Origin of the sequence: uncultured Sulfitobacter sp. (genome assembly GCF_964021855.1) — a bacterium.
GTDB lineage: Bacteria > Pseudomonadota > Alphaproteobacteria > Rhodobacterales > Rhodobacteraceae > Sulfitobacter.
Window position 1 is genome coordinate 376,804 of the sequence record NZ_CAXHZD010000003.1, and the last position, 26,157, is coordinate 402,960.

Annotated in this window: 26 protein-coding genes and 1 tRNA gene; 19 read left to right on the forward strand and 8 right to left on the reverse strand. The window is 57.7% G+C overall.

All coding sequences use genetic code 11. The features are described 5' to 3' along the window. Positions 1 to 14: 14 nt before the first annotated feature. From glpX to AADJ11_RS12435, 4 genes are all read left to right on the forward strand, one after another. Positions 15 to 980 carry a class II fructose-bisphosphatase gene (gene glpX / locus AADJ11_RS12420; RefSeq protein WP_341234829.1) on the forward strand — a complete coding sequence of 322 codons (966 nt, stop codon included), beginning with the start codon at positions 15 to 17 and terminating at the stop codon, positions 978 to 980. Positions 981 to 1,039: 59 nt separating this feature from the next. Further along, positions 1,040 to 2,785, forward strand: coding sequence for a single-stranded-DNA-specific exonuclease RecJ (recJ, locus tag AADJ11_RS12425; RefSeq protein ID WP_341234830.1), 1,746 nt, complete (start codon positions 1,040 to 1,042; stop codon positions 2,783 to 2,785). Between the two features lie 76 nt (positions 2,786 to 2,861). Then, positions 2,862 to 2,936 (forward strand) — tRNA-Glu (locus AADJ11_RS12430). Between the two features lie 359 nt (positions 2,937 to 3,295). Continuing rightward, entirely contained in the window at positions 3,296 to 4,909 is a 1,614-nt protein-coding gene (locus AADJ11_RS12435) for an FAD/NAD(P)-binding protein (protein ID WP_341234831.1), read from the forward strand. Positions 4,910 to 4,936: 27 nt separating this feature from the next. Here the strand turns inward: AADJ11_RS12435 and AADJ11_RS12440 are convergent, their stop codons facing one another. The 5 genes from AADJ11_RS12440 to AADJ11_RS12460 all read right to left on the reverse strand — a co-directional run bounded on the left by AADJ11_RS12440 (position 4,937) and on the right by AADJ11_RS12460 (position 9,319). Then, positions 4,937 to 5,944 carry a GGDEF domain-containing protein gene (locus tag AADJ11_RS12440; protein WP_341234832.1) on the reverse strand — a complete coding sequence of 336 codons (1,008 nt, stop codon included), beginning with the start codon at positions 5,942 to 5,944 and terminating at the stop codon, positions 4,937 to 4,939. Next, the gene (locus AADJ11_RS12445) at positions 5,941 to 6,528 is read right to left on the reverse strand and encodes a heme NO-binding domain-containing protein (protein ID WP_341234833.1); all 588 of its coding nucleotides are present in this window, start codon (positions 6,526 to 6,528) and stop codon (positions 5,941 to 5,943) included. Before AADJ11_RS12445 ends, AADJ11_RS12440 begins: the two co-directional genes overlap by 4 nt. A 144-nt stretch (positions 6,529 to 6,672) precedes the next feature. Next, positions 6,673 to 8,235 (reverse strand): trimethylamine methyltransferase family protein, encoded by a 1,563-nt coding sequence (locus AADJ11_RS12450; RefSeq protein WP_341234834.1) that lies wholly within the window; start codon positions 8,233 to 8,235, stop codon positions 6,673 to 6,675. A 95-nt stretch (positions 8,236 to 8,330) separates the two neighbouring features. Beyond that, complete coding sequence (locus AADJ11_RS12455; protein ID WP_341234835.1) at positions 8,331 to 9,041, reverse strand: HAD family hydrolase; 711 nt, start codon at positions 9,039 to 9,041, stop codon at positions 8,331 to 8,333. Beyond that, positions 9,038 to 9,319, reverse strand: coding sequence for a DUF3572 domain-containing protein (locus AADJ11_RS12460; protein WP_341234836.1), 282 nt, complete (start codon positions 9,317 to 9,319; stop codon positions 9,038 to 9,040). The genes AADJ11_RS12455 and AADJ11_RS12460 overlap by 4 nt, the downstream gene beginning before the upstream one ends. A gap of 112 nt (positions 9,320 to 9,431) precedes the next feature. Here AADJ11_RS12460 and AADJ11_RS12465 point away from each other — a divergent pair, with 112 nt between their 5' ends. Then, complete coding sequence (locus tag AADJ11_RS12465; protein ID WP_341234837.1) at positions 9,432 to 10,826, forward strand: diguanylate cyclase; 1,395 nt, start codon at positions 9,432 to 9,434, stop codon at positions 10,824 to 10,826. 111 nt (positions 10,827 to 10,937) lie between these two features. Beyond that, positions 10,938 to 11,867 carry a DMT family transporter gene (locus AADJ11_RS12470; protein ID WP_341234838.1) on the forward strand — a complete coding sequence of 310 codons (930 nt, stop codon included), beginning with the start codon at positions 10,938 to 10,940 and terminating at the stop codon, positions 11,865 to 11,867. Here the strand turns inward: AADJ11_RS12470 and AADJ11_RS12475 are convergent. Continuing rightward, a complete protein-coding gene (locus AADJ11_RS12475) occupies positions 11,803 to 12,492 on the reverse strand; it encodes a thiamine diphosphokinase (RefSeq protein ID WP_341234839.1) in 690 nt (229 codons plus the stop codon). The two genes, AADJ11_RS12470 and AADJ11_RS12475, sit on opposite strands and share 65 nt — an antisense overlap. Positions 12,493 to 12,631: 139 nt before the next feature. On the opposite strand from AADJ11_RS12475, the gene AADJ11_RS12480 reads away from it, so the two are divergent. Beyond that, positions 12,632 to 14,560 (forward strand): hypothetical protein, encoded by a 1,929-nt coding sequence (locus tag AADJ11_RS12480; RefSeq protein ID WP_341234840.1) that lies wholly within the window; start codon positions 12,632 to 12,634, stop codon positions 14,558 to 14,560. A 55-nt stretch (positions 14,561 to 14,615) separates the two neighbouring features. Here the strand turns inward: AADJ11_RS12480 and AADJ11_RS12485 are convergent, their stop codons facing one another. Together AADJ11_RS12485 and AADJ11_RS12490 are read right to left on the reverse strand one after the other, a co-directional pair. Continuing rightward, positions 14,616 to 14,846, reverse strand: a complete 231-nt coding sequence (locus tag AADJ11_RS12485; protein ID WP_341234841.1) for a DUF2842 domain-containing protein — start codon at positions 14,844 to 14,846, stop codon at positions 14,616 to 14,618. A 61-nt stretch (positions 14,847 to 14,907) separates the two neighbouring features. After that, the gene (locus AADJ11_RS12490; RefSeq protein ID WP_341234842.1) at positions 14,908 to 16,200 is read right to left on the reverse strand and encodes an adenylosuccinate synthase; all 1,293 of its coding nucleotides are present in this window, start codon (positions 16,198 to 16,200) and stop codon (positions 14,908 to 14,910) included. 194 nt (positions 16,201 to 16,394) lie between these two features. Here AADJ11_RS12490 and AADJ11_RS12495 point away from each other — a divergent pair, with 194 nt between their 5' ends. The 12 genes from AADJ11_RS12495 to AADJ11_RS12550 all read left to right on the forward strand — a co-directional run bounded on the left by AADJ11_RS12495 (position 16,395) and on the right by AADJ11_RS12550 (position 26,147). Further along, positions 16,395 to 16,790 (forward strand): DUF6524 family protein, encoded by a 396-nt coding sequence (locus AADJ11_RS12495; RefSeq protein ID WP_341234843.1) that lies wholly within the window; start codon positions 16,395 to 16,397, stop codon positions 16,788 to 16,790. 153 nt (positions 16,791 to 16,943) lie between these two features. Continuing rightward, positions 16,944 to 17,303: a preprotein translocase subunit SecG gene (gene secG / locus AADJ11_RS12500; protein ID WP_341234844.1), complete on the forward strand. Its 360-nt coding sequence runs from the start codon at positions 16,944 to 16,946 to the stop codon at positions 17,301 to 17,303. Between the two features lie 179 nt (positions 17,304 to 17,482). Continuing rightward, complete coding sequence (locus AADJ11_RS12505; protein ID WP_341234845.1) at positions 17,483 to 19,132, forward strand: CTP synthase; 1,650 nt, start codon at positions 17,483 to 17,485, stop codon at positions 19,130 to 19,132. Between the two features lie 21 nt (positions 19,133 to 19,153). Further along, positions 19,154 to 19,936, forward strand: a complete 783-nt coding sequence (gene rlmJ, locus AADJ11_RS12510; protein WP_341234846.1) for a 23S rRNA (adenine(2030)-N(6))-methyltransferase RlmJ — start codon at positions 19,154 to 19,156, stop codon at positions 19,934 to 19,936. Between the two features lie 9 nt (positions 19,937 to 19,945). Continuing rightward, positions 19,946 to 20,239, forward strand: coding sequence for a DUF1330 domain-containing protein (locus tag AADJ11_RS12515; RefSeq protein ID WP_341234847.1), 294 nt, complete (start codon positions 19,946 to 19,948; stop codon positions 20,237 to 20,239). 105 nt (positions 20,240 to 20,344) lie between these two features. Further along, a complete protein-coding gene (locus tag AADJ11_RS12520; protein WP_341234848.1) occupies positions 20,345 to 20,782 on the forward strand; it encodes a TerB family tellurite resistance protein in 438 nt (145 codons plus the stop codon). 37 nt (positions 20,783 to 20,819) lie between these two features. Further along, complete coding sequence (locus tag AADJ11_RS12525) at positions 20,820 to 21,260, forward strand: TerB family tellurite resistance protein (RefSeq protein WP_341235019.1); 441 nt, start codon at positions 20,820 to 20,822, stop codon at positions 21,258 to 21,260. Positions 21,261 to 21,386: 126 nt separating this feature from the next. Continuing rightward, a complete protein-coding gene (locus tag AADJ11_RS12530) occupies positions 21,387 to 22,163 on the forward strand; it encodes an ATP-binding cassette domain-containing protein (RefSeq protein WP_341234849.1) in 777 nt (258 codons plus the stop codon). Positions 22,164 to 22,195: 32 nt separating this feature from the next. Next, positions 22,196 to 22,930, forward strand: coding sequence for a transporter substrate-binding domain-containing protein (locus AADJ11_RS12535; protein WP_341234850.1), 735 nt, complete (start codon positions 22,196 to 22,198; stop codon positions 22,928 to 22,930). A 174-nt stretch (positions 22,931 to 23,104) separates the two neighbouring features. Continuing rightward, entirely contained in the window at positions 23,105 to 23,911 is an 807-nt protein-coding gene (locus tag AADJ11_RS12540; protein ID WP_341235020.1) for an ABC transporter permease subunit, read from the forward strand. Continuing rightward, positions 23,908 to 24,714 carry an ABC transporter permease subunit gene (locus tag AADJ11_RS12545; RefSeq protein ID WP_341234851.1) on the forward strand — a complete coding sequence of 269 codons (807 nt, stop codon included), beginning with the start codon at positions 23,908 to 23,910 and terminating at the stop codon, positions 24,712 to 24,714. The genes AADJ11_RS12540 and AADJ11_RS12545 overlap by 4 nt, the downstream gene beginning before the upstream one ends. Positions 24,715 to 24,812: 98 nt before the next feature. After that, positions 24,813 to 26,147 (forward strand): glutamine synthetase family protein, encoded by a 1,335-nt coding sequence (locus AADJ11_RS12550; RefSeq protein WP_341234852.1) that lies wholly within the window; start codon positions 24,813 to 24,815, stop codon positions 26,145 to 26,147. Positions 26,148 to 26,157 lie beyond the last annotated feature (10 nt).

Consider the following 26,157-nt stretch of genomic DNA (forward strand, 5'->3'; position numbering starts at 1 on the left):
AGGAACCGACCCTCATGACTTCTCCTGCTGAATTCAAAGACCGCATGTTGTCCCTTGGCCTTGCCCGCGTATCCGAGGCCGCCGCATTGGCATCGGCCAAACTGATCGGGCGCGGCGACGAAAAAGCGGCGGATCAAGCGGCCGTTAACGCCATGCGCGAACAGTTGAACATGTTGGATATCGCAGGCGTGGTAGTGATTGGCGAAGGCGAACGTGACGAGGCCCCGATGCTGTACATCGGTGAGGAAGTCGGCACCGGCAATGGCCCCGGCGTTGATATCGCGCTGGACCCACTCGAAGGGACCACGCTGACCGCAAAAGACATGCCAAACGCGCTGACGGTCATTGCCATGGGCCCGCGCGGGTCCATGCTGCACGCGCCTGACGTCTATATGGACAAGCTGGCCATCGGGCCGGGCTTTGCCAAGGATGTGGTGACGCTTGATATGACACCTGCAGAACGCGTGCAGGCCCTTGCCGCCGCCAAAGGGTGCAGCACGGAAGATATCACCGTGTGTATTCTGGAACGTCCCCGCCACGACGAGATGATCGCCCAAGTCCGCGAAACCGGTGCGGCGATCCGGCTGATCACCGATGGCGACGTGGCTGGCGTGATGCATTGCGCCGAACCCGGCACGGGCATCGACATGTATATGGGATCAGGCGGCGCGCCTGAGGGCGTGCTGGCCGCCGCCGCTTTGAAATGTATGGGTGGGCAGATGTACGGCCGCTTGCTGTTCCGCAACGATGATGAACGGGGCCGCGCTGCCAAGGCCGGGATTACCGATCTTAACCGTATTTACGGACGCGATGAGATGGTCACCCAAGACGTGATCTTTGCCGCGACGGGTGTGACGGGCGGTACGCTATTGCCCGGCGTTCAGCGCGAACCGGGCTGGCTGACCACCGAAACACTGATCATGCGCTCAAAATCAGGGTCGGTGCGGCGGATCAATTATCGCACGCCGGCGGACAGCTGAACAAGACAGGCGCGTAGATCACTGGATGAGTTACTGAACATGAACGGAACGAGGGACGCATGAGCTTTTTAGGTGTTGATGCATCCCTTACGGGCCGCAAATGGGTCGGCCCCGGTGTCGAGGTTGAACGCGCCACGCAAGTGTTGTTGCAGCAAACCGAGCTGCCACAAGCCTTGTGTCAGGTGCTCGCCCGCCGCGGCGTAGATCCCGCCGAGGCCGAACAGTTTCTTTCTCCGTCTTTACGCGAATTGCTGCCCGATCCACGTAGCTTGCGTGACATGGAAAAGGCCGCGACACGGTTTCTGGCCGCCGTCAAATCCCGCCAACGCATTGCTGTGTTTGCCGATTATGACGTCGATGGCGGCAGTTCTGCCGCCCTGCTGCTGGTGTGGCTGTGCGACATGGGCTGTCAGGCGACGCTTTATGTGCCCGACCGCATCGACGAGGGGTACGGGCCCAACGACGAGGCTATGGCCGCGCTGGCCGCCAAGCATGACCTGATCATCTGTGTCGACTGTGGAACGCTGTCGCACGGGCCAGTTGCTGCGGCAGCAGGCGCAGATGTCATCATATTGGATCACCACCTTGGCGGCGAAACGCTGCCGGATGCCGTCGCCGTGGTGAACCCCAACCGGCAGGACGAAGACGGCGCGTTGGCCCATCTATGCGCTGCTGCCGTTGTATTCTTGATGCTGGTCGAGGCAGGCCGCCAACTGCGCGAGGCGGGCAGCAAAGGCCCCGATCTGATGGCCATGCTTGACCTGGTCGCCCTTGCTACCGTTGCCGATGTGGCCCCGCTGATTGGCGTGAACCGCGCCTTTGTGCGCCAAGGGCTGCGCGTGATGGCACGGCGCGACCGCGTCGGCTTGGCCGCACTGGCCGATATCGCGCGGATGGACACGGCCCCGGCCTCTTATCATCTGGGGTTCCTGCTGGGCCCACGCATCAACGCGGGCGGGCGCATCGGACAGGCCGATCTGGGCGCGCGTCTGCTGGCCACCAATAACCCGCACGAGGCCGCCGCCCTCGCCGAGCGGCTCGATACCCTCAACACCGAACGCCGTGACGTAGAGAACGCCGTGCGGGCCGTGGCGTTGGATCAGGCCGAGGCACGCGGCTTTGACGCGCCACTGGTCTGGGCGTCGGGCGCGGGCTGGCATCCGGGGGTGGTCGGCATCGTCGCCTCGCGCCTCAAGGAAGCATCAAACCGTCCGTCGATCGTGATCGGGTTCGAAGACGGCATCGGCAAAGGATCGGGCCGATCCGTATCGGGCATTGATTTGGGCGCACCGATCCAACGGCTCGCCGCCGAAGGATTGCTGATCAAGGGGGGTGGCCACAAGATGGCCGCGGGCCTGACCGTCGCCGAGGACAAACTGGACGCCGCCATGGCGCGGCTGGCCGAGCTGCTGGAAAAGCAAGGCGCGCATCTGGCAGGGGCCGCCGATCTGCGTCTGGACGGCATGCTGATGCCCGCCGCCGCCACGGTTGAACTGGCCGAACAAATCGAACAGGCGGGTCCCTTTGGTGCCGGTGCCCCTGCCCCGCGCTATGTTTTTGCGGACATGCAGATTCGTTTCGCCAAACGCGTCGGTGAAAGCCATCTGAAAATCAGTTTTGGCGATGGCGGCGGTGCGGGTACCAAACTCGATGCCATCGCCTTTGGCGCGTTCGACGGCCCGCTTGGCCCGGCCCTTGAAAACCACGGCGGCGCACGGTTTCATCTGGCCGGTCGGCTCGACATCAACAGCTGGCGCGGGCGGCAAACCGTGCAACTTCGACTGGAAGATGCGGCCCCCGCATAAAACTTTTTCGCATTAGGGGTAATTTCTACTTGCGCCCTTTCGCGCGATTGCCTAATGAACCGCTCACAAGCTAAGTGGCCCGTTCGTCTATCGGTTAGGACGTCAGGTTTTCAACCTGAAAAGAGGGGTTCGACTCCCCTACGGGCTGCCACTTGTACTTCTAGCTTCATGTTATTGTTTATAAATACCGCTTAGCACCTGACTGTGCTCGCAGGCGTTATTGATGCCCAACGCTCCAATCACAATTACCCTGCCCAGCGGCCCCGTGCGCTTCACGGAAAGCCTGTTTGCCGCCAAATGATTGTGACCTTTCGATTTTTCGGGCCGTTGGTAGGTAATCCCTCTTGGTTTTGCGGAACTTTTAGGGATGCGGCGTGTTTGTTGGCGACTGAGGACTGACAGGATCGGATCGCTGACTGGCCGAAACGGCCCGCGCCGCAATTTTGATCCGTGCGCGATTGCAAGATCGGGACTGGCACAGATGCACCTCACCAACCAAAGGCGCAACATGTGGACAATTCAAAGATGAAGCTGACGCGAAAGATCGCAATTATTGGCGCGGGGCCGATGGCCATCTACACCGCCAAAGGTCTGTTACATGGGCATGCCCCGCTTGATCTGACCATCTTTGACGCCACCGATCAGGTCGGATGTGGCATGCCGTATCGCGCCGGGATGAATGCAGATTACATGTATTGTAACGCCTTCAGTCGCGAGATTCCGTCGATTACGCAGCCGCTCGTGGCGTGGCTGCATGATCAAGACGACGCATTTCTGAACGCGTGGGACCTTGCGCAAGATGATATCGACGCGCGCGATTTCTATCCGCGCGTCTTGCTTGGCGAATATATGAAGTCCGAGTTTGCTCAGCTGTGCGTGGCGGGTCGAAACGCAGGCCATAGGGTGCGTGTTTTGCCAAATCACAAGGTCGTCGATGTTATCCCGACCGAAAACACCATCAAGCTGGAGGTTCTGACACCTGACGGGTCGTCGACTTTTGCCTTCGATAAGGTGGTGTTGGCAACCGGGCACGACTGGCCCGCGGCACCCAAACTCGGGGGGGCCGATCTGGTGTCACCGTGGCCCTATACAAATATCACAGAATTTCCTGCGGGACAGATCGGCGTATTGGGATCGTCCCTCTCGGCGATTGATGTGATCGTGGCCTTGGGGAAAGAGCACGGGACCTTTATCGAAGATGGCGAAAAGGTTAATTGGTTTAGCAACCCGGACAGCGAAGCGCTGTCCATCACCATGGTGTCACACAAAGGCATCATGCCCGAACCTGATTTTTACTATCCCTACCCCTATGAGCCGCTGAAACACGTAAACCCCGAGGCAATTGCGGCTGAACTGGAACACGGCCCGGACGCATTGCTACAGCGGGTGTTCGCATTGCTTCTGGCCGAGCTGAACGACGCCGCGCCTGAGTATATGGAGACGTTGGGGCCGGATGCGCAGTCGATTGACGGGTTTTCCGAGGCATACTTCAGGCATCGTGAAACCGTCGGCGGCCTGCGCGCCCTGCGAGAAACCCTGACCGCCGCGGTCAAATCGAAAGAGCACAAAGAGACGCAGCATCACCGTTACGCGCTGTTGCGCGGGCATGAAAATTTCGAGATGATTCTGGAGCACCTGAGCGACGAGGATTGGCAGGTCTTTAACGAAAAGCTCATGCCGGTTTTCGGGGACTGTTACGCTGCCATTCCACATATCTCGGTCCGGCGTGTGTTGGCCCTCTATGATGCTGGGGTGTTACAGATTATTCCCACCGGTCCTGATTCATCTTTCGAAAACAATGCGTCGGGCGGTGTGTCGGTAAAGACCATCGATGGAAAGATCGAATTCGACGCGCTGATAGATGCACGTGGGCAGGCGGCCGCGCCGCTCGCTGACTTGCCGTTTCCCGGGCTGGTAGGCAGGCTGGCTGAACCTGAAAAGGACCTGTTTGAGCCGTTCAAACTTGATCTATCCGTACAGACCAACGGGGCCGTCTATTGCCTGTCGATGCCGCAGGTTTTGAAACGACATCCGTTTTCGCAAGGCCTGCCAAATTGCGACGATCTTGGCCGTGTCGTCGCGAAAGATATCTTAGACAGCATCAAAAGTACCGTACCCAGCTGATCAGTTCGGGTTTAGTCGCAGTCCCTCTTAATCTGCCCACATGCTATGGGCCGCTATATCCGTTTTGCGAAACAGTGTTTGGCGCGAGCGACCCGCATTTTTTGACTGATACAGCGCCATATCCGCGTCAGCCAGAATGTCTTTGGCATCCATCATATGGCCTTCTTGGATCCAGACGGTGCCGATGCTTGCCGAGATGTGGCACGCATTGCCCTGAAAGTTGATCGGTTTTTCAAGCCGTTCGATCACCCGGTCGCCGATGGATAAAAGCATCTGCTCTGACCCGACATTGGGCAGGATAAGCGTAAATTCATCACCGCCCACTCTGGCAACGGTATCGGCGTTGCGCGTTTCCTCGACCATGATTTGTGCGACGGCTTGCAAAACATGATCCCCCGCCGCATGGCCATAGGTGTCATTGACCGCCTTAAAGAAATCCAAATCGATTTGCATGACAGCAAAACTGGCCTGCGTGCTGACAAGCCGCGCCAAAACATGATCCAACGCGCGCCGGTTTTTTAGGCCCGTCAATGTGTCGGTGAACGCCTGTTCTTCGGCCGCGATTTTTGCCCCTTGCAGGCGCAGGTTCAACTGGCGTGACGCATCCATCGCTGCCGATTTCGCCTCGATCAGATACAGCATTTCGATGGCAAGGTCGGTCGCGGCGAAATCAGCATTGCTCAGCGCATAGGTCCGCACACCGTCAAGAATTGAAATGCCAAAAGACAGGTTGATCACCACTTTGCCATTCTCGGCGTCATAGGGGACCAACACCGCCTTTAGATCGCTGTCCGGATCATCGTGCAACGAGATGTGCAGCTTGCTGCCTGCCCTGCGGCGCAGCGCCTCTATGTTGCGGATGCCTTTGGGGCGCTTGACCGCGAAGCATTCAAAAAAGCCCGCCCCGACCAGACCGCCCGGCGGGCAAATTTTCTCTGCTGTTGGGCCGGCGTGGCTGATCGTGCCATCCTTTTCGACCAGCACGTGCATCGGGCACAGCACGTCCAGCATCGCATTCATTTGCGCATTGTTCATCCGACACGGGCCCCAAGGTCAAACTGCCGCCCTTGAGCAAAATCCTTATCCACCAATGTGATAAACACTTTTTCAACGCCGTCTTTGCCCGTTTCGTGGTCCAGCAATACCAACGCGCCATAGTCATCGGCGATAACGCGCAACATGCCCACAAAGACATAACCAAAGCCCGACACAGCACTGCGGCACAGCAGTTCAAAACAGCCGCTGGCGCGTTCATCCATTTCCAGTTCCGGCAGATCCAGATCGGAAACGGCAAGCCGTGCCCGGTCCGGCAGATCATCCAAAGACAGCAAAAATTCCTCGAACGTGACGCCGCCAAACCGCAGCAAACGCCGCACCCCTTCAAGTTTCGGGGTGGAGACAAGGTAGGTACCGATGTCTTCTAACAGGTCATGCTTGGGCCGCGATGTGACCAGCGACAACGCATCAATAAGGCGCGTGGTTACATCATCCTCATAGGTCATCATCGCCTCGAAATCGGTAAAACCCAAATCTGCGCTGCCCGTCACCTGCCCCCAGACGTCATAGCCAAAGGTGTCGCTGACGTAATTTTGGACACTGCGATTAATAAGCCCGTGCATCTAAACCCTTCCGATTGACCCAAGGAACCATCGGAAAAGACAATTAACATTTGGCAAAAACGCCCCCACTGCGAATACCGGCCGCCCCACCAAATATATTGGAATTAGCGTTAAATTTCGACGAAACCGCGCGAGTTAAAGAGATCAGAAATCCGTCGGTGCCCCGCCTTCGGCTTTGCGGCGGGCGACAAAATCGGCCAGTTCCTCGTGAATGGCGCTGTCCATTGGCGGCGCTTCGAAATTGGCGATGATCTCTTTGAACATGATATGCGCGCGCTCGGGCGTCCAAACTGCGCCTGCGGCCTCCCACCCTTCGTAGTTTTTCCAATCACTTAGGAACGGTTGATAGAACGCGTCGGTATAGCGGTCTTGGGTGTGTTGGATGCCAAAGAAATGGCCCTGATTGCCGACAGATTTAATCGCATCGAGGGCAATTTCATCCGGGCCCGTCGCGCAGATCACCGGATCCATATAGCGTTGTATTTGCTGAAGAACCTCGCAATCCATGATGAATTTCTCTGGCGATGCGATCAGCCCGCCCTCAAGCCAGCCAGCCGCGTGATAGACCATATTAGTGCCTGATTGCACAGCTGCCCATAAACTGTTGGAGGTTTCCCACATGGCTTGTCCGTCAGGCACATTGGCCGCACAGACGCCCGACGACCGCATCGGCAGATTATAGAAGCGGCACAGCTGCCCCGTCATCTGGGTGGCGCGCATATATTCAGGAGTGCCAAAGGCGGGCGCGCCGGTTTTCATATCCACATTCGATGTGAAGGTGCCAATCGCGCAAGGGCAGCCGGGGTTGATGATCTGCGCCAGAACCACGGCGCAGAGCGCCTCGGCCAGCGATTGGGCCACAGCACCCGCCATCGTCACAGGTGCCATCGCACCGGCCAGCGTAAAGGGCGTCACGACCAACCCCTGCCCGCGCCGTGCCAGCCGCATCCAGCCGTCCAGCATCGGAATGTCGTGTTTCAGCGGTGAGGTCGAGTTGATGTTGGTGTACATGCGCGGGGTGGCGTCGAATTCCTCGTGGGTCAACCCGCCCGCAATGCGCACCATCTCCATCACGTCTTCGACGCGTTCCTTGCCCAGACTATAGGCATGCATAACCTTATCGGTCAGCGTTAACTTGTCGTAAAGCACATCCAGATGACGAACGGAGGCGTGGATATCGACCGGTTCCACCGGATAGCCGCCCGCGAAATGGATGCAGTTAAAATATTGCGTCAGTTTCAGCAGATCGCGACACATGGCGCGGGTACCGGGGACCTTGGTGCCGATTGACATGTCCCAATAGTTTGGCGGCGATGACACGTTACCGAACACCAGATGCTTGCCACCGATGGTAATTTGACGGTCCGGGTTGCGCGGTGTGAGGGTGAATTGCGACGGCGCTTTGCCGATCCACTCCATCACGAAATCACGCCCCATGCGGACGTTTTCGCCATTCACCGTGCATCCCGCTTTGCGCAGGATATCAAGCGCCTCGTGGTTCAGGAATTCGATCCCGATCTCTTCGAGAATGCGCATGGCACCGTCATGGATCGCCTCTACACCTTCGGGTGTCAGCGGTTCGGTGGGGCGGTCAATGTTGATGGGTGGGTTCCACGGCATCTGTTCGATCACGGATGTGCCGCGCCGTGTCTTGGCCCCCGCACGGCCACCGCCGCGTGTTCTGCGTTTGGGATCGGTCTGTGCCATGGGAACCTCCTGAAAACCTATTTCAGAAGGCATCATCCCTGCAACGGGATCGTTCCCATTACCGACGGCAAATGTCGCTTTCGCGCCTGAAGCGCCTAGCTGCGCTGCGCATTCCAGCCGGCGATCCAATCTGGCAAATGGCTGATGTCTGGCAAAACCACATCGGCAAAGGGGGCCAAATCATCGGCCGTCGCCATCCCGGTCAGCACCCCGACACGCAACATGCCAGCCGCTTTGGCCGCCAAAAGATCATGGGTGCTGTCACCGATCATGGCAATCGCCGCAGGGTCAAGCGCCACATGTTCCGCAAAACCAATCAACTGACCCGGCTCCGGCTTTCCACCAAAGCCACTGTCGAAACCAGCCACGAAATCAAACAAATGTGTCGCACCTGCGCTGTCCAGATGGGCCAAGGCCGGCTCTTCGGCATCATTGGTCGCCACACCCAGATGCAGCCCCTGCGCCCGAAGACCGGTCAGGAACGGCACCAGCGGGGTCACCTCGATCTGGGGCGCGCTTCCGGCCTCTTCGTTGATCAGGTCGATCAGTGCCTGTTGTGAATATTCGGGAAAATATTGATCCAGCACCATAACGACGTCTTTGGGCGTGCCCGCAATCACCACGCTGTCAGCGGCAAAGTTTTTAGCACCATAGTCAAACCCGATTGCCGCGCCGATTGTGGTCGCACGAGCCGTGTCTTGATTGGTTAATCGGGTCAGGAACGCATAGGCCCATGCTTCCCAGGTAGTGGCGAAATCGAACAGCGTACCGTCCTTGTCGAAAAGAATGCCTTTGATCACTGTCATGTCCAATTCACCTGTTCGCCACCCGGCAACGCCTGCCGGGCCTGCATGACGCGTTCATAGGGTGCCCCTATGGTATCGCAAAACGCAATCACCCATGCATCATCCATCATGAGAAAATCCAGAACAGCGCCCAGAAACCCCGGATCAGCTGCCTGCGCGCGCAGATCGTCAGCCCCGACACCGCTGGCATTCATAAACACCGGTAAAAGGTCTTCGTTGCCGACCAACCATGCCAAGGCTTGCAAGCCCAGAGCCTCGGCAGCTTCCTGCTTACCCATTCAAATTTCCCCACTGCTTAATTTTCTGGCAACGCTTTTTTAACCAATTCGGTCAACAAGTAGGCCCATATCCTTATGGTTTTCGTATATTTTTCGTGGGAAAGGAAGGCAAATGCTGGGTAAGATCCTCATCGTTGATCCGATTGCCACGAATAGAATTATGCTGAAAACCAAACTGGGGCCCGCGTTCTATGATGTGCGGCAGGCAACCTCGGTTGCGGATGCATTGGTTCAGGCCAATCAAGACCCTCCTGACCTTGTTATTACGGCGTTTCAGCTATGTGATGCGGATGCGACCGCGATGCTGGATGGGCTGGCCCACGGTCAAAATGGCCGCCGCATTCCCGTGCTTGCAATCGGGGAAGATGAAAGCGCTGCACTGCGCCAATTGTTCCTGTCGCGGGGCGCGCGGGATGTATTGGTCAAACCCCTTGCGGATTCCCTGTTGCTCAGCCGGGTAAGAAGCCTGATCCGGCTGTATCATTCCAGTGAAGAATGGCATGTGCGCGCCGAAACCAGCCGCGTCTTTGGTCTGGCCGATCCCCCTGCCCGTTTTCAGGCCGCAGGACATATTCAGTTGGTCGGATCGGACAAGGGGTTAAACCATATCTGGGCGGGCCAGCTGCGCCGCGATACGCCACATAAGATTTCCGTTGCAGCCCCCGAAGATGCGTTGAAAGGGTTGTCCGGCAAAGGGATACCCGATGTCTTTGTCCTTGTCCTCACACCGGACCCCGCGGCGGTCACCGGCCAGATGCATCTGATTTCCTCGATCCGGTCGAACGCCCGCACCCGCCACTGCGGCATTATCGTGGTGCAAACCACAGCCAACCCGGACGTTGCCGCAACTGCGCTCGATATGGGGGCGGATGATCTAATGCCGCAAGGGTTTAACCTGAAAGAACTGCACCTGCGCCTGACAGCATTGTTAGAGCGTAAAACCCAGATCGACCGCATTCGCGCAAGCGTTGATCTGGGCCTGCGCGAGGCGATATTCGACCCGCTGACCGGCCTATATAACCGGCGCTACGGCTTGGCCGAGATGACACGCCAAACCAGCGAGGCAAAAGCGGATGATCTGCCGTTTGCCGTGATGATGGCGGACATGGATCATTTCAAGCGCATTAACGATAAGTATGGTCATGCCACAGGTGATGCGGTGCTGGTTGAAACCGCGCACCGCCTGCGGTCACATCTGCGGCCCTGCGATATGGTCGCACGGATGGGCGGCGAAGAATTCCTGCTATTGCTGCCTGCCACCCGGGAATCCGCCGCAACCGCTGTGGCCAATAGATTATGCCAGACGTTCGAACATACCCCCTTCGTCATTCCCCGCGTCCCGGAACCCTTTACAGTGACGATCAGCATCGGGTTATGTATGATCTCCCATACCGACCTGGCAGATTTCGACATCTCTTCTTCGGCAATTGAATGGGCAGATAAGGCGCTGTATGCCGCCAAAAACAAGGGGCGAAATCGGGTTCTTCTGGGCCGCCCGGCGGCGTAGCCTTCCACCGGATTTCCGACATGACAGCCCGAATGTGAAGTAATACCTTGTACTTCGCATGAAAGTGGTGAGTATACATCTTTAGGTTGATTGATTGCGCGGAAAAACACCATGAACGATAGCGACAAACCCCTGATCGGGATTATGCTGATGCTTGGCTTTTGCATTGTCGCGCCTATCGGCGATGCCGTGGCAAAGCTGCTGGGGACCTCTGTGCCACTTGCGCAGGTCGTATTCGTGCGATTTGCCGTTCAGGTGATCCTGCTATTGCCCATTGTATATCTGACCAAACGTAAATGGCGCATGTCAGGCATGACGCTTTGGCTGACCTTCCTGCGGACCGTGCTGCATATCCTTGGCATTGCCGCCATGTTCACCGCTCTCATCTATCTGCCGCTTGCCGATGCTGTCGCGATTGCGTTCGTGATGCCCTTTTTCATGCTGATCTTGGGAAAATATGTCTTGGGGGAAGAAGTTGGCAGCAGACGGTTAATGGCCTGCATTGTGGGGTTCGTCGGAACCTTGTTGGTGGTACAGCCCAGCTTTGCCAACGTCGGCTGGCCCGCCCTATTGCCTGTCTTCGTGGCGGCCAATTTTTCCGTGTTTATGTTGGTCACCCGCAAGATCGCCAAACAGACCGATCCGATTGGATTGCAAACCGTCAGCGGTGCTATGGCCGTGGTCTTGATGCTGCCGCTGCTCTGGCTCGGGCCCAAGCTGAACATAGATGCGCTTGCACTGATCACACCCAATGTTGCGCAGTGGTCGCTTTTACTAGCGCTCGGCGTGTTGGGCAGCATGGCGCATCTGCTGATGACATGGTCCTTGCGCTACGCGCCTTCGGCGACGGTGGCCCCGATGCAATATCTGGAAATACCTTTTGCCACGCTGATCGGCTTTGTGATCTTTAACGACCTGCCCAACCCGATTGCGAGTGTGGGCATCGTAATCACCATGGCCGCAGGCCTTTATATTATCATGCGCGAGGGGGCCATCCAACGGCGGCTTCAGACACAAGCGCTTGCGCAACCGGCTGAATAAGCCTGTGTGGCAACATCAGCACTGCATTCGGCGCTGACATCTCCAGCGTAAGCGGCCCGGTGGCGCGGTTCGATGTACCGACCTTGGACAAGGTATCGAACGCAAGCCCTTCGATCGGCCACTCAAGCCCCTGACTGTGCCCGGTCACGGGGCCAAGGGGAAAGATCGAAACGACATCGCCCGGTTCGGTCGGCACTGTGATCGCGGGCGGCGCGATGAATACGATTTCGGTCTGCGCCACCAGAATGCACGGACGATGGGCATAGAGCGCCAAAACGTGCAACGCGTGCAGTTGGTGATCAATCCGCCCCCCCAGAAAACCAAGGCCAACGATCAGCGGCGCGTTGATATGGCGTAGGGCCTTGTCAAAATCAGTGGTTTCCTGTTCACTTATTATAATTTGCCGGTCTTGGGGGATCTGCGAAAGAGTGTCTGCTGAAATGGAATCCATATCACCGATGACGGCCCTAAGCGGTATATTCGCACGCCGGGCCAGTTCTGCTCCGCTATCGGCTGCAACGCATACTGGCGCGATGCCTAGCACCTCTTTAAGCTGCGACACCTTCGCGTCGCCGCCACCTATAAGGGTAACTGCCTTAGAACTGGATACAATATGGCGCTTCAATGTCTTTTTACCCCCTTTTGGGAAACCTCGTCACAATGATGACACCAAATGATACCCTGCACGGCACAGATTCGGGCCGCTTTTGTCTTGAACGTCATGGTAAACAGTAAGCTGCAAAACGGCAGAGGACGAGCATCAGATGATGAATAACAACAAAATTCTGACGGTCTCATACGGCACGTTCTCGTGTACGTTGGAGGGCTTTGACGATTCATTCGGCACCATGAAGGTTATTGCGGAGTATTTCCGCGACCTGGCAGCAGAGGATCGTTATTTTGGCGCAGAGCCTCCGCAGCCAGATGCGAACATGCTCGCCCACATCGCCCAGAAAGAGATTTCGCGGAAAGTTGTTGGCTATCAGCAGGACGGTCAGATTGTTCTGAAAGCCCGCGAGGATGCCCCCGCACCTGTTGAACAGGCCGCCCCTGTCGCGCAAACCCCTGCGGCAGATCTGCCTGTATATGACGACGCAGATGAGCCCGAGGCGCAAACACAAGCTGCCCCCAAAGACGAGGCTGCAGCCAAAGTTGACCTGACCGACGTCGATATCGTTCCCGGTCAGCCCGATGAAGAGGTTAAGGCCTTCTTTGATGAGAAAACCGCCGACGAGCCCGCGCGCCCATCTTCGGAGGCATCGCAAAACAGCAGCATCGCCGCCAAATTGCAGCGCATCCGTTCTGTCGTATCGCGTCAGGATGTTGATGCCCCCGATGCAGACTATACCGAAGACGAACACGCCGACGAAAACCATGCCCCGATGGCCGAGAACAACGGCTTTGTTGCAGATGCGGTAAAAGACATCGAAAGCGCGCTTGCCGCCGATGACGCGGTTGAAGCCGCTGATGCAGATGACGATGCTGCCAGCGCCCAGTTGAACCGTCTTTATGCAGAAACAGGGACCGATGATCTGGCCGAAGCAAACACTGCAGAAGCTTTCACGGCTGTTGAAGCTAATGAAGACACCAATTCTGAAAACCTGTTTGATGGCGATGCATCGACATCCCCGGAACCCTCCGCCGCGCCCCGTGGCCGTGTGGTCAAGGTAAAGCGCGCAGATCTGACCGACGCCATCGCGCGCGGCAATCTGGAAGAATACAGTGAAGACGATGATGCGGATGTTGCGCAGCCCGACGACATGCAAGACCGCCTGCCTGAAACCTTGGTGGATACCCCCATCCAATCTTCCTTGTCCGCAGAAGAAGAGGACGAGCTGGCCCGCGAACTGGCCGAAGTTGAAGCCGATTTCGCAGATGACGTGTCTGGTGCGGATACATCAGACGACACAATGACCGACGTCGCCGAAGACCACGCGACAGAGGAACCAGCAGAAAAGGTTGTTACGGCAGAAACGAACGTGAATGCCGAACCACGCCGCAAACTGCCATCTTTGGATGACGCGCAAGGCGCTGATATGAGCCGCCTGTTGGCCGAGACCGACAACCAGATGGACGACCCTGAAGGCACTGTGCGCCGCGACGCCATCGCCCATCTGCGTGCAGCTGTTGCTGCCAAAAAGGCCGACATGGCCATGGGTGCAAACGACAGCGCCGATGACGACGGCACAGCCTACCGCAGCGATCTGGCCGAGGTGGTTAAACCGCGTCGCCCTGCCGCCGCAGCCACCCGCACTGACCGCCCGTCCGAACCACGCCCGGCCCCGTTGAAACTGGTGGCAGAGCAGCGGATCGATATCAACTATGCCAAACCGGACACAGTAGCCCCCGTGCGCCCCCGCCGCGTGGCCGCCGTAGCCCCGACACCTGCCGCTGCCGCGCCGGTTGATGGTGGTTTTGTCAAATTCGCCGCCGACATGGGTGCCAGCACCTTGTCCGAACTTTTGGAAGCCTCAGCTGCCTATCTGTCCTTTGTCGAAGGGATCGATCAATTCTCAAGACCGCAGTTGATGCAAACCGTGCGCCAAGCTGAAAAAGAAGACTTCAGCCGCGAGGAAGGCCTGCGCGCCTTTGGCCAACTGCTGCGCGCCGGTAAATTGATCAAACTGGATGGGGGCCGCTTCAAAGCATCCGACGACATCGGTTATCAACCCGAAGAACGCGCCGCCGGCTAAACATTCCGGCACATGCTGAGTTAAAAAAAACGGCCCCGCATCAGGGGCCGTTTTGTTATTTCTGACTGTCTTCTTTATCGGGGTCAGCTTGGCCAATCCCCTTGAACACATATTTGAACGGTATCGCCCAGATGATGCCAAGGCCCACATAGATCGCAAGTTCGATCCAGAACGGGGGCCGGTCAAACTGGCCGATGATGGCGACCGCAGCAATGATATAGGCGGGCAATCCAACCAATAAAATCACCAGCGACCAGCGCCGCCGTGCCTTGTAACTCAATGCCATTGCCACTCTCCCGTTGCGCCGCGCCCCCGATCAACGGGTGCCACAGCGGCCAAAGTCAAACTTAGTCGGCGAAGGGGTCCGTCACCAAAATCGTGTCTTCACGTTCGGGCGATGTGGACAGCAATGCAACCGGACAACCGATCAGCTCTTCAACTCGGCGCACATATTTGATCGCATTGGCAGGCAATTCCGCCCAGCTGCGCGCGCCTTCTGTCGATTCGGACCAGCCTGGCATTTCCTCGTAAACCGGCGTGCACCGCGCTTGCTGGTCTGCCGCCGTTGGCAAATATTCCAGCATCTGACCGTCCAGCTCATAGCCCGTACAAATCTTGAGCGTCTCAAACCCGTCCAACACGTCCAGCTTGGTAAAGGCGATGCCGTTTACACCGGATGTCGCACATGTCTGGCGCACCAGAACCGCATCGAACCAGCCACAGCGACGTTTGCGTCCGGTGACGGTGCCAAATTCGTGGCCCCGTTCGCCCAAACGCTGGCCATCCGCGTCATTCAACTCGGCCGGAAACGGGCCTTCGCCCACACGGGTGGTATAGGCTTTGACGATCCCCAAAACGAAATCAATCGACCCAGGCCCGATCCCGGTGCCCGTTGCGGCCTGACCTGCAATCACATTGGAAGAGGTCACAAAAGGATAGGTGCCAAAGTCGATGTCCAGCAACGCGCCCTGCGCGCCCTCAAACAAAATGCGTTTCCCGGCTTTGCGCTTCTCGTTCAGCACTTTCCAAACCGGTGCGGCATATTCCAATACGGCTGGCGCAATCTCGCGCAGGGCCGCAAGCAAAGCATCACGGTCAATCGGCTCAAGCCCAAGGCCACGGCGCAACGCATCATGATGCACCAACGCGCGATCCACACGCAGCTCTAGCGTGGCATCATCGGCCAGATCGGCAACCCGAACCGACCGGCGACCCACTTTGTCTTCATATGCCGGCCCGATCCCGCGACCCGTCGTGCCGATCTTGGCAACACTGGTCTGGTCTTCTCTGGCGCGGTCCAGCTCTCCGTGAATGGGCAGGATCAGCGGTGTATTCTCGGCGATCATCAACGTCTCAGGCGTGATCTCAACGCCCTGCTCGCGCAAAATCGCGATCTCTTTGACCAAATGCCATGGGTCCAGAACGACCCCGTTGCCAATGACCGACAGCTTTCCGCCCCGCACAATGCCAGATGGCAGCAGGCTTAGCTTGAACACCTTGCCGTCAATAACCAACGTGTGCCCGGCATTATGCCCGCCCTGAAACCGCGCGATCACATCTGCGCGCTCGCTCAGCCAGTCGACAATTTTGCCTTTTCCCTCATCGCCCCACTGAGCGCCTACGACAACAACATTGGCCATGGTGATATTCCTTTAACGGTGCAAACCCGCGTCGGTATAGCCGCGCACGCAGCGAACCGAAACTGCAAAATGACATCTTCGCTTCTCTGGCTCGAAAATATCCTCGCCAACAGCGAAATCTTTTGGACCGCCCATAGACTTTTATGCCTTCGGCGAGGATATTTATGAGCCAGAGAAGCAGGGGAATAAACTGAATGGGTTTTATCATAAGATGGCTATGCGCCTTGGCCCTGCTCACGGTCACCTTTAACCCGACCGACTATAATTACATCACTTGGGTGCGGGACTATGGGCATATGAACATGTCCGTCGCTGCCCTGCTGGGGCTGATCTTGTTTATCGGCTACGTCATTTATCTCCGCGCGACGCTGCGCTCGATCGGCGGATTCGGCATGTTTCTAGTGCTCGCCGTTGTCGGCGCAGGCCTGTGGGTGCTGTTCGATTACGGTGTGCTCAGCTTGGACAATAAAGATTTCAACGTCTGGCTTGGCCTGCTTGCCCTTAGTTTTGTTCTGGGCGTCGGCCTGAGTTGGAGCATCGTGCGCCGCGCGGTATCGGGCCAAGCGGATATGGATGACGTCGAGGAATAAACGGGATGGCGGGCGGGGCGTCTTGGCCGCAGGACCAAGCGCGCCGAAGGCATCCAGACCCCGATCCGTGCCGCGCGGGCCAATCCTTGCTTGCCCCCATGGGCAAACATCCCTAGATACCTGCAAAGTTAGAACCAAAGCCCGTAGGTACTCATGGAAAACGTTGTCCTGATCGTCCATCTCATTCTGGCCCTCGGCCTGATTGCCGTTGTGTTGCTACAACGGTCCGAAGGCGGCGGCCTAGGTATGGGCGGCGGAGGCGGCGGTGCGGTCTCTGGCAGGTCCGCCGCAACGGCCATGGGCAAGATCACCTGGGTTCTGGCCATTCTGTTCATCATCACATCGATCACGCTGACCATTATCGCCGCAGAGAAATCTGCAGGATCGTCCGTGATTGACCGCCTTGGGGCCACACCACCGGCGCTGAATGACGCACCGGTGCTGCCAGATAGCGACAGCTTGCTGCCACCGACACCGGCGGATAACACGCCGCAAGTTCCGACAGCGGATTAATCCAGTTACCACAATAACTTGAGGTCAGGCCAAGATTCGTAACAGGATGTTGCGGCTTGGCCTTGCCTTATCCACCATAATTCTGTTAGGCTTTAGTCCCGTGGTGCTGCGGTTTTCCGCAGCTCATTTGGCTGGCTTTGGCCACATCAAATTTGAACTTCACGGGGGTCTTCGATCACATGGCACGCTATATTTTCATCACGGGCGGTGTGGTTTCCAGCCTTGGCAAAGGGTTGGCATCAGCCGCCTTGGGCGCATTGCTGCAAGCACGCGGCTTTTCGGTACGTCTGCGCAAGCTTGATCCTTACCTGAACGTCGATCCCGGCACGATGTCGCCCTTTGAACATGGCGAAGTGTTCGTAACGGATGATGGCGCGGAAACCGACCTTGATCTGGGCCATTACGAGCGTTTCACGGGTGTTGCTGCGCGCAAGACAGATTCGATCAGCTCGGGCCGCGTCTATTCCACCGTTTTGGAGAAAGAGCGCCGCGGCGATTATTTGGGTAAAACCATTCAGGTCATTCCCCACGTCACCAACGAAATCAAAGATTTCTTGCATGTCGGCGATGACGAAGTCGATTTTATGCTGTGCGAGATCGGCGGCACCGTGGGCGACATCGAAGGCCTGCCCTTCTTTGAAGCGATCCGCCAGTTCAGCCATGACAAGCCACGCGGCCAGTGTATCTTTATGCATCTCACCCTGCTGCCCTATCTGGCCGCCAGCGGAGAGTTGAAGACCAAGCCCACCCAACACTCGGTCAAAGAGCTGCAAAGCATCGGGATCGCGCCGGATATTCTGGTATGCCGGTCCGAGCATCCAATCCCCGAAAAAGAGCGCGAAAAGATCGCCCTGTTTTGTAACGTGCGCAAAGATGCGGTTGTTGCAGCCTATGACCTGAAAACCATTTATGACGCGCCGCTTGCCTATCACGCCCAAGGGTTGGATCAGGCCGTGCTGGACGCGTTCCAAATTTCGCCCGCGCCGAAACCTGATCTGACCGTTTGGCGCGATGTATCCGACCGCGTGCACAACCCCGAAGGCGAGGTCAGCGTGGCCATCGTGGGCAAATACACCCAGCTTGAAGACGCCTATAAATCCATCGCCGAAGCGTTGACCCATGGTGGCATGGCCAACCGCGTCAAGGTCAAGGTTGAATGGGTCGATGCCGAGGTCTTCGACAAGGCGGACGACGTTGCGCCGTACCTCGAAGGATATCACGCGATTCTGGTGCCGGGTGGCTTTGGTGAACGCGGGACCGAGGGCAAAATCAAAGCTGCGCAATACGCGCGCGAGCATAAAGTCCCCTATCTGGGCATATGTCTGGGCATGCAAATGGCCGTGATCGAGGCCGCGCGGAATGTTGCGGGTCTGCCCAATGCGGGCTCAGAAGAATTTGATCACGAATCCACTGGCAAAAAGCGTTTCGAGCCGGTTGTTTACCACCTCAAGGAATGGGTGCAGGGCAATCACAAGGTCGAACGCAAAGTCGGCGATGACAAAGGCGGCACCATGCGTTTGGGGGCCTATGATGCGACGCTGAAAGAAGGGTCACATGTGGCCGAGATTTACGGCAAGACGTCGATTGATGAACGCCACCGCCACCGCTATGAGGTCGACACCGCGTACCGCAAAAAGCTTGAGGAAGCCGGTCTGGTATTTTCGGGCATGTCGCCGGATGGCAAGCTGCCCGAGATCGTGGAATGGCCCGATCACCCGTGGTTCATCGGCGTGCAGTTCCACCCCGAGCTGAAGTCCAAGCCCTTTGACCCGCACCCCCTGTTCAAGGATTTTGTCCGCGCAGCGAAAGAGATATCGCGGCTCGTCTAACCCTATAAAAGGCGGCCCCTCATGCTGAGCTATCAACATATCTATCACGCGGGCAATCTGGCCGATGTGCACAAACACAGCCTGCTGGCGTGGACCTTGGGTTATATGACCCGCAAGGAAAAGCCGCTGACCTACATGGAAACCCATGCCGGTCGCGCGCTGTACGATTTGTCGGATACTGCCGCCCTCAAGACCGGCGAGGCGGCGCAGGGTATTGGCCGCGCGCGCGGATGGTTCGGCAAGGATCATCGCTATAGCCGCGTGCTGGATGCGGTCGCCCAAGAACACGGGCCCGATTCGTATCCCGGGTCGCCTTTGATCGCGGCCAAGCTGCTGCGCGAGACCGATAATATCCATCTGGCTGATCTGCACCCCGGTGAATTCAGCGCGCTAGATCTGGCGATGTCGCCCTATAACGTGAAATGCCACCACCGCGACGGGTTCGAAATGGCCTTTGCCCTGACGCCACCCACCCCGCGGCGCGGGCTGATGCTGATTGACCCCAGCTTCGAGATCAAAACCGACTACGTGGATATCCCTCGCCACATTGGCAAGCTGGCCAAGGCGTGGAACGTCGGTGTGATCGCCCTTTGGTACCCGATCCTGACATCGAAACTGCACCAACCCATGCTCAGCGCGCTGATGGGTGCGCATCCTGATGCCCTGCGTCACGAGGTCGGGTTTGCCCCCGCCCGTCCGGGTCATGGCATGATCGGATCGGGTATGTTCGTGATAAATCCGCCCTATGGGCTAAAGGAAGAAGCCGCTAGGCTGACCGGAAAATTCAAAACGCTGCCAAGATAAGGAAATACGATGCCCAAAGGATACTGGATCGCCAATGTCGATGTGCGTGACGCCGCCGTTTACGAAAAATACCGCGCCGCCAATGCGAAACCATTCGCCGATTTCGGGGCCAAATTTCTGGTGCGTGGTGCCACCGCTGATGTGCGCGAAGGCACCTCGCGGCCCCGCATCGTTGTAATCGAATTCCCCAGCCTTGCCGATGCCGTGGCCTGCTATGAAAGCGCCGATTATCAAGCCGCCAAAGTCATTCGGTCGACCGTGTCGGATGGCACGCTGGTGATCATCGAAGGGTACGACGGTTAGCGCTGCGTCCTTTATACATCAGTCATGCGGCATTGCTGTTTCTTTGGGAACAGATCGCCAGAATCAGTGTTAATTTAGCTCTACGAAACCACCTAGTGAGTGCCCATGTTTGAACGCCTGTTTCCACGTCGCAAACCTGACCCCAAACCCCTGCCCCAGCCTACGCCGCAATTGGCACTGGGGGCGCTTTTGGTGCGCGTGGCCTTTGCCGATCAAAATTACGAAGTTGCCGAAGTAAGCCAGATCGACCGGATCCTTGCGCGGACGTTCAACCTTAAACCGCTTGAGGCTGCCAAACTGCGCGCGACCTGCGAAGCGTTGGAACGCCACGCCCCCGGCACCCCCGAATTTGCCACCATCCTGCGCGAAGAAATCCCCTATGCAGACCGCAAGGCACTGGGTGACGCGATGTGGTCGGTTGCGCTGGCGGACGGTGGACGGGACGAAAACGAAGAAATTCAACTGCTTGCCATCGAAACAGCCCTTGGCCTGACGGATCAGGACATGGCAGCGGCCCGCGAAACCGCGCTCAAGGCATTGTAAGCTTGGCCTTTCTGCGTGGCGCCACTATATGACCCCCATGTTTGCAGATTTTCTAAAACGGCTGACACAGCCCGAACCCGCCCAAATGCCCGATGCCGATGCGCGTCTGGCGCTGACCGCCCTTTTGGTGCGCATCGCCAAGTCGGACAATGAATATGCCCCGGCTGAACAATCCCGCATCGACCAGATCACAGCCAAACGCTATGGCCTTGATTCTCATGGCGTAAAGGCCCTGCGCGCAGACGCAGAACAGCTTGAAGCCGAAGCCCCCGATACCGTCCGTTTCACCCGCGCGATCAAGGATGCAGTCCCTTATGACGCACGCCTTGGCGTGATCGAGGCGTTGTGGGAAGTCGTGCTGGCGGACGGCATGCGCTCTGACGAGGAAAACGCGCTGCTGCGCTTGGTCACCAACCTGTTGGGTGTGACCGATACCGACAGCGCCATGGCCCGTCAGCGTATCGAAGAGCGCGGTTAATTTAGCCGCGTCACCCGCGATTACGCCGGGTCAATGCCGTTTATTTAGGCAAAAACCAAGTTCTAGATTGCAAACGCCCCGTAGAATAACCTTTAATCGCTTGAGCCAGCGCAACAAGGATGCCTCGTGACACAACAGCCCCCTGTGATTGAGATCAGAAACCTGCACAAAGCCTATGGCGCTTTGGAGGTGTTGAAAGGTGTGTCGATGACGGCACCCAAGGGGCATGTGATTTCGCTGATCGGGTCTTCTGGGTCTGGCAAATCAACATTGCTGCGCTGCTGCAATCTGCTTGAGGACAGCCAGCAAGGAGACCTGATTTTCAACGGGGAGCCGGTGACGTGGAAGGGCGACGATCACAACCGCCGCCCCGCCGACCCCAAACAGGTGCTGCGCATTCGCACCAACCTGTCGATGGTGTTTCAGCAGTTCAATCTGTGGGCCCATATGACGATCCTTCAAAACGTGATGGAGGCCCCGCTGACCGTCCTGCGTCGTGATCGCGCCGAGGTCGAGAAATCGGCCCGCGCCTATCTGGACAAGGTCGGTATCGGCGACAAATGCGATGTGTACCCTGCCCAACTGTCTGGCGGCCAACAACAGCGCGCCGCCATCGCCCGCGCCCTGTGTATGGAGCCCGAGGCCCTGTTGTTCGACGAACCCACGTCGGCGCTGGACCCCGAGCTGGAGCAGGAAGTTATCAAAGTTATCAAAGATCTGGCCACCGAGGGGCGCACGATGCTGATCGTGACACATGACATGAAACTGGCCGCTGATGTGTCCGACCATGTCGTGTTCCTGCACCAAGGGCTGATCGAAGAACAAGGGGCACCGGAACAACTGTTCGGTGCGCCAAAATCGGAACGTCTGCGTGGATTCCTGTCAGCAGGCCACGTGTCGTAATATCAACAAAAAAAACGTTGGGAGACTACAAAATGAAGAAACTACTTTTGGCGACAGCCGCCGTCGCGCTGAGCACCGGTTTCGCACTGGCAGACAGCCACGGCAAAACAATCCGCATGGGGACCGAGGGTGCCTACCCTCCCTATAACTTCCTGAATGATGCGGGCGAAGTTGACGGTTTCGAACGCGAAGTCGGCGACGAGCTGTGCGCGCGTGCAGAACTGACCTGTGAGTGGGTCACAAACGAATGGGACAGCATCATCCCGAACCTGACATCCGGCAACTATGACACGATCATTGCTGGCATGAGCATCACAGACGAGCGTGAAGAAGTCATCGATTTCACACAGAACTACTTCCCGCCAGCGGCCTCGGCCTATGTTGCGAAATCTGAAGGTGCAGACATCGCAGGCGGTGTTGTTGCAGCCCAGACTAGCACAATCCAAGCGGGCCACGTTGCCGAATCCGGTGCGACCTTGCTGGAATTCGCGACCTATGACGAAACAGTTGCAGCCGTGAACAACGGCGAAGCTGACGCTGTTTTCGCTGACAAAGACGCGCTGGCCCCCACGGTCGAAGAATCCGGCGGCGAGCTGATGTTTGTTGGCGACGACGTGCCACTCGGCGGCGGTATTGGCCTTGGCCTGCGCGAAAGCGACACCGAGCTGAAAGCGAAATTCAACGCCGCGATCCAGTCCATGAAGGACGATGGCAGCCTGAACAAACTGATCATCAAATGGTTCGGCGAAGGTTCGAAAACCTTCTGATCCTAGACATCTGATCTTAGGGGGGCGGCGTCACACCCGCCCCTTTTTCCATACTTCAAGACGCCCAATAAGGGCGCTGCCACCCGGGGACATCTCGTTATTTTTGCCTGTACCGATCCTGAAACGCTTTCCGGCCTGTCTTGGCTGACCTGCTACCTGACCACGGGCAAGCATCTGGCGTTCTACGGGGCCTTTGGCACCGTGCTGTTGTTGCTGGCCGTAACGGCCCCGGCGGCGATGGTCTTTGGCTTTGGCGGGGCCATGGCCGCGCGGTCGCGGGTTTTGCCGCTGTCATGGTTGGGCCGTGGCTATATCGCCATCGTGCGCGGCGTGCCCGATATTGCGTTCTTTCTGTTCTTTGTGATCGCGCTGGATCAGGGCATCGAATACCTGCGCCACAAGATCAAATGCCCCGATTGGGACGAACCGATCCGGCAGGGCAGTGATTTTATCGTCTGTCAGGCGGCCAAAATGCCCTTGGGCAACTCGCCCCAATGGGTCCATGAGGCCTATGGGTTTTCGCTGGCCGTTCTGACCTTTGCCATCGTTTTCGGGGCCTTTGCGGCCAACGTTCTTTACGGTGCCATGCGCGCCGTCCCCCGTGCCCAGCTTGAAACAGCCGAGGCGTATGGCATGTCGCCCCGCCAGACCTTTTGGCGCGTGTTGGTGCCGCAGATGTGGGTCTATGCCCTGCCCGGTCTCGGCAACCTGTGGATGGTGCTGATCAAGGCCACGCCGCTGCTGTTCCTGCTGGGCGTCGAAGACATCGTCTATTGGGCGCGTGATCTGGGCGGGGCGAAAACCCCGCGCTTTACCGATTATCCCCACCCCGACTGGCGGATGTGGTATTTCCTGGCCCTGCTGGTGTTTTACCTTTGCTTCACGCGCCTGTCCGAAATTGTGCTGGACCGCACCATGCGGCGGCTGACCCATGGGCAGGCCACAGCGGGCGGCGAAGCCCAGCGAAAGGCGCTGACATGACCTGTTTGGAGACAATTCAGGCCTATAGGCTGCGCTCGCTTGGGATTGGTGAACGGCTGTTGCCGCGCAGTGATTTCACCCTGTGTGATCAGTTCACCCTGATCGGATCGGGCATGATCTGGAACGTCTATTTCGGGTTCTTCGCGCTGGTGTCCGGCTTTCTGCTGGCAACCGCCCTTGCCGTGGCTAAGGCGAACCCGAACCCATGGCTGCGCAAACCGGCGGAATGGTTCATCTTTCTGTTTCGCGGATCACCACTGTTTATCCAGTTCTTCTTTGGGTATTTTTTGTTCCTTAGTCTAAAATCTGTGCACCCGTTTTTTGATGCTTTCACCTCTGCTTGGCTGGGCGCATTGGTGGTTTTGTTCTTTAACACCTCTGCCTATTCCGCCGAAATCTTCTATGGCGCGCTGCAATCCATCCCCAAAGGCGACACCGAAGCGGCGGATGCTTACGGGCTGTCCGGCTGGCATCGGTTCAAGCGCGTGATCTGGCCCACCATGCTGCGTCTGGCATGGCCCGCCTATACAAACGAGGCTATTTTCCTGTTTCACGCAACAACTTTGGTGTTCTTCACAGGGTTTCCGGCGCTGCAACAACGCGGTGATGCGCTGTATTATGCCAGCTATTTCGCCGACAAAACCTTTAACCCCTTTGTCCCCTATCCGATATTGGCGATGTATTTTGTGATGCTGACACTGGTCATCATTGGGGTCTTCGGTCTGATAAACCGCCGCCTGAACAAGCACCTGCCGCAAGAGCAGATACGGAAAATTCGCTTGCGTCCTAATCTGATACGGTAGTATCCATCTTTTGATCAAATTATTTGGCGCGTGGGCGTCGACCCCGGGTTTCGCCTTTTGAAGACCCCGTTTCATGCCCGCCGCTTACAAGGTGTGTTATGAAAAACTGGCTCCGTAAACATCCTCAGGTTCGCACGATCCGTGTGGCTGCCGCCGACCTGAACGGTCAGGCCCGCGGCAAACGCATCCCCACGCGTTTCGCGGATAAAATCGTCGAGGATGGTACGCGTTTTCCCGTGTCTGTCCTGAACCTTGATATCTGGGGCGAAGACATCGACGACAGCCCGCTGGTGTTCGAATCCGGCGATGCCGACGGGGTGCTGTTTCCCACTGAACGGGGCTTTCTGCCCATGCCATGGCTTGATTCCCCTTCGGCCTTGTTGCCGATCTGGATGTTTCGCGAAGATGGCACGCCCTACCCCGGCGATCCGCGCCATGCACTGCGCGCCGTCTTGGACCGTTACAAGGAGCGTGGCCTGACCCCCGTTTGCGCGGTCGAGCTTGAGTTCTTCCTGATCGACGATTCGGGCCGCAAGCTGCAGGTTCCCGTCTCGCCACGATCAGGCAAACGGCGCAAGGCGGCCGAGACCCTGTCGATCCGGGCATTGGATCAGTTCGATGAATTCTTTACCGATCTCTATGACGCCTGCGAGGAAATGGACATTCCCGCAGATACCGCCATTTCAGAGGCCGGATTGGGCCAGTTCGAGATTAACCTGATGCATTGTGACGACGCCCTGCGCGCCGCCGATGATGCATGGTTCTTCAAGATGCTGGTCAAAGGCCTCGCCCGCCGCCACGGCTTTGCCGCCAGTTTCATGGCAAAACCCTATGAGGATTATCCCGGTTCCGGCCTGCACACCCATTTCTCGGTTCTGGATAAAAACGGCAATAACATCTTTGACGATGGTGGCCCCGATGGGACAGCGATCATGCGTCACGCCATTGCAGGCTGCATGAACGCCATGGCTGCATCGGCGCTGGTTTTCGCACCCCACGCCAACAGTTTTGATCGGATGGTGCCGGGTTCCCATGCGCCCACGGGGATATCTTGGGCCTATGAAAACCGGACGTCCTCGATCCGCGTGCCGTCGGGCAGTCACAAGGCGCGGCGGATTGAACACCGTGTGTCCGGGGGCGATGTGAACCCCTATCTGATGCTGGCGGCGGTTTTGGGCGCGGCCATGAACGGCATCGAAGACGCGATTGAACCGCCTGCCCCGATCACCGGCAACGCCTATGCCGCCGATCTGCCGCAAATCCCCGGCGATTGGAAAACCGCAATTGATCTGTTCGAAAGCTCCCCCGAGGTGGCGCGCATTTTCGCCCCCGAGCTGATCCGAAACTTTGTCCTGACAAAGCGCCAAGAGCTGCATTACATGCAAGAGCTTACCCCACAAGAACAGGTCGAGATCTACCTCGACACCGTATAAGGGCAACATG

Excerpts from the sequence above, each read along its gene's own strand:
- glpX (WP_341234829.1), top strand. The coding sequence starts at position 15 with ATGACTTCTCCTGCTGAATTCAAAGACCGCATGTTGTCCCTTGGCCTT.
- recJ (WP_341234830.1), top strand. The coding sequence starts at position 1,040 with ATGAGCTTTTTAGGTGTTGATGCATCCCTTACGGGCCGCAAATGGGTC.
- AADJ11_RS12440 (WP_341234832.1), bottom strand. The coding sequence starts at position 5,944 with ATGAACAATGCGCAAATGAATGCGATGCTGGACGTGCTGTGCCCGATG.
- AADJ11_RS12445 (WP_341234833.1), bottom strand. The coding sequence starts at position 6,528 with ATGCACGGGCTTATTAATCGCAGTGTCCAAAATTACGTCAGCGACACC.
- AADJ11_RS12450 (WP_341234834.1), bottom strand. The coding sequence starts at position 8,235 with ATGGCACAGACCGATCCCAAACGCAGAACACGCGGCGGTGGCCGTGCG.
- AADJ11_RS12455 (WP_341234835.1), bottom strand. The coding sequence starts at position 9,041 with ATGACAGTGATCAAAGGCATTCTTTTCGACAAGGACGGTACGCTGTTC.
- AADJ11_RS12460 (WP_341234836.1), bottom strand. The coding sequence starts at position 9,319 with ATGGGTAAGCAGGAAGCTGCCGAGGCTCTGGGCTTGCAAGCCTTGGCA.
- AADJ11_RS12465 (WP_341234837.1), top strand. The coding sequence starts at position 9,432 with ATGCTGGGTAAGATCCTCATCGTTGATCCGATTGCCACGAATAGAATT.
- AADJ11_RS12470 (WP_341234838.1), top strand. The coding sequence starts at position 10,938 with ATGAACGATAGCGACAAACCCCTGATCGGGATTATGCTGATGCTTGGC.
- AADJ11_RS12480 (WP_341234840.1), top strand. The coding sequence starts at position 12,632 with ATGATGAATAACAACAAAATTCTGACGGTCTCATACGGCACGTTCTCG.
- AADJ11_RS12485 (WP_341234841.1), bottom strand. The coding sequence starts at position 14,846 with ATGGCATTGAGTTACAAGGCACGGCGGCGCTGGTCGCTGGTGATTTTA.
- AADJ11_RS12490 (WP_341234842.1), bottom strand. The coding sequence starts at position 16,200 with ATGGCCAATGTTGTTGTCGTAGGCGCTCAGTGGGGCGATGAGGGAAAA.
- AADJ11_RS12495 (WP_341234843.1), top strand. The coding sequence starts at position 16,395 with ATGGGTTTTATCATAAGATGGCTATGCGCCTTGGCCCTGCTCACGGTC.
- secG (WP_341234844.1), top strand. The coding sequence starts at position 16,944 with ATGGAAAACGTTGTCCTGATCGTCCATCTCATTCTGGCCCTCGGCCTG.
- AADJ11_RS12505 (WP_341234845.1), top strand. The coding sequence starts at position 17,483 with ATGGCACGCTATATTTTCATCACGGGCGGTGTGGTTTCCAGCCTTGGC.
- rlmJ (WP_341234846.1), top strand. The coding sequence starts at position 19,154 with ATGCTGAGCTATCAACATATCTATCACGCGGGCAATCTGGCCGATGTG.
- AADJ11_RS12515 (WP_341234847.1), top strand. The coding sequence starts at position 19,946 with ATGCCCAAAGGATACTGGATCGCCAATGTCGATGTGCGTGACGCCGCC.
- AADJ11_RS12520 (WP_341234848.1), top strand. The coding sequence starts at position 20,345 with ATGTTTGAACGCCTGTTTCCACGTCGCAAACCTGACCCCAAACCCCTG.
- AADJ11_RS12525 (WP_341235019.1), top strand. The coding sequence starts at position 20,820 with ATGTTTGCAGATTTTCTAAAACGGCTGACACAGCCCGAACCCGCCCAA.
- AADJ11_RS12535 (WP_341234850.1), top strand. The coding sequence starts at position 22,196 with ATGAAGAAACTACTTTTGGCGACAGCCGCCGTCGCGCTGAGCACCGGT.
- AADJ11_RS12545 (WP_341234851.1), top strand. The coding sequence starts at position 23,908 with ATGACCTGTTTGGAGACAATTCAGGCCTATAGGCTGCGCTCGCTTGGG.
- AADJ11_RS12550 (WP_341234852.1), top strand. The coding sequence starts at position 24,813 with ATGAAAAACTGGCTCCGTAAACATCCTCAGGTTCGCACGATCCGTGTG.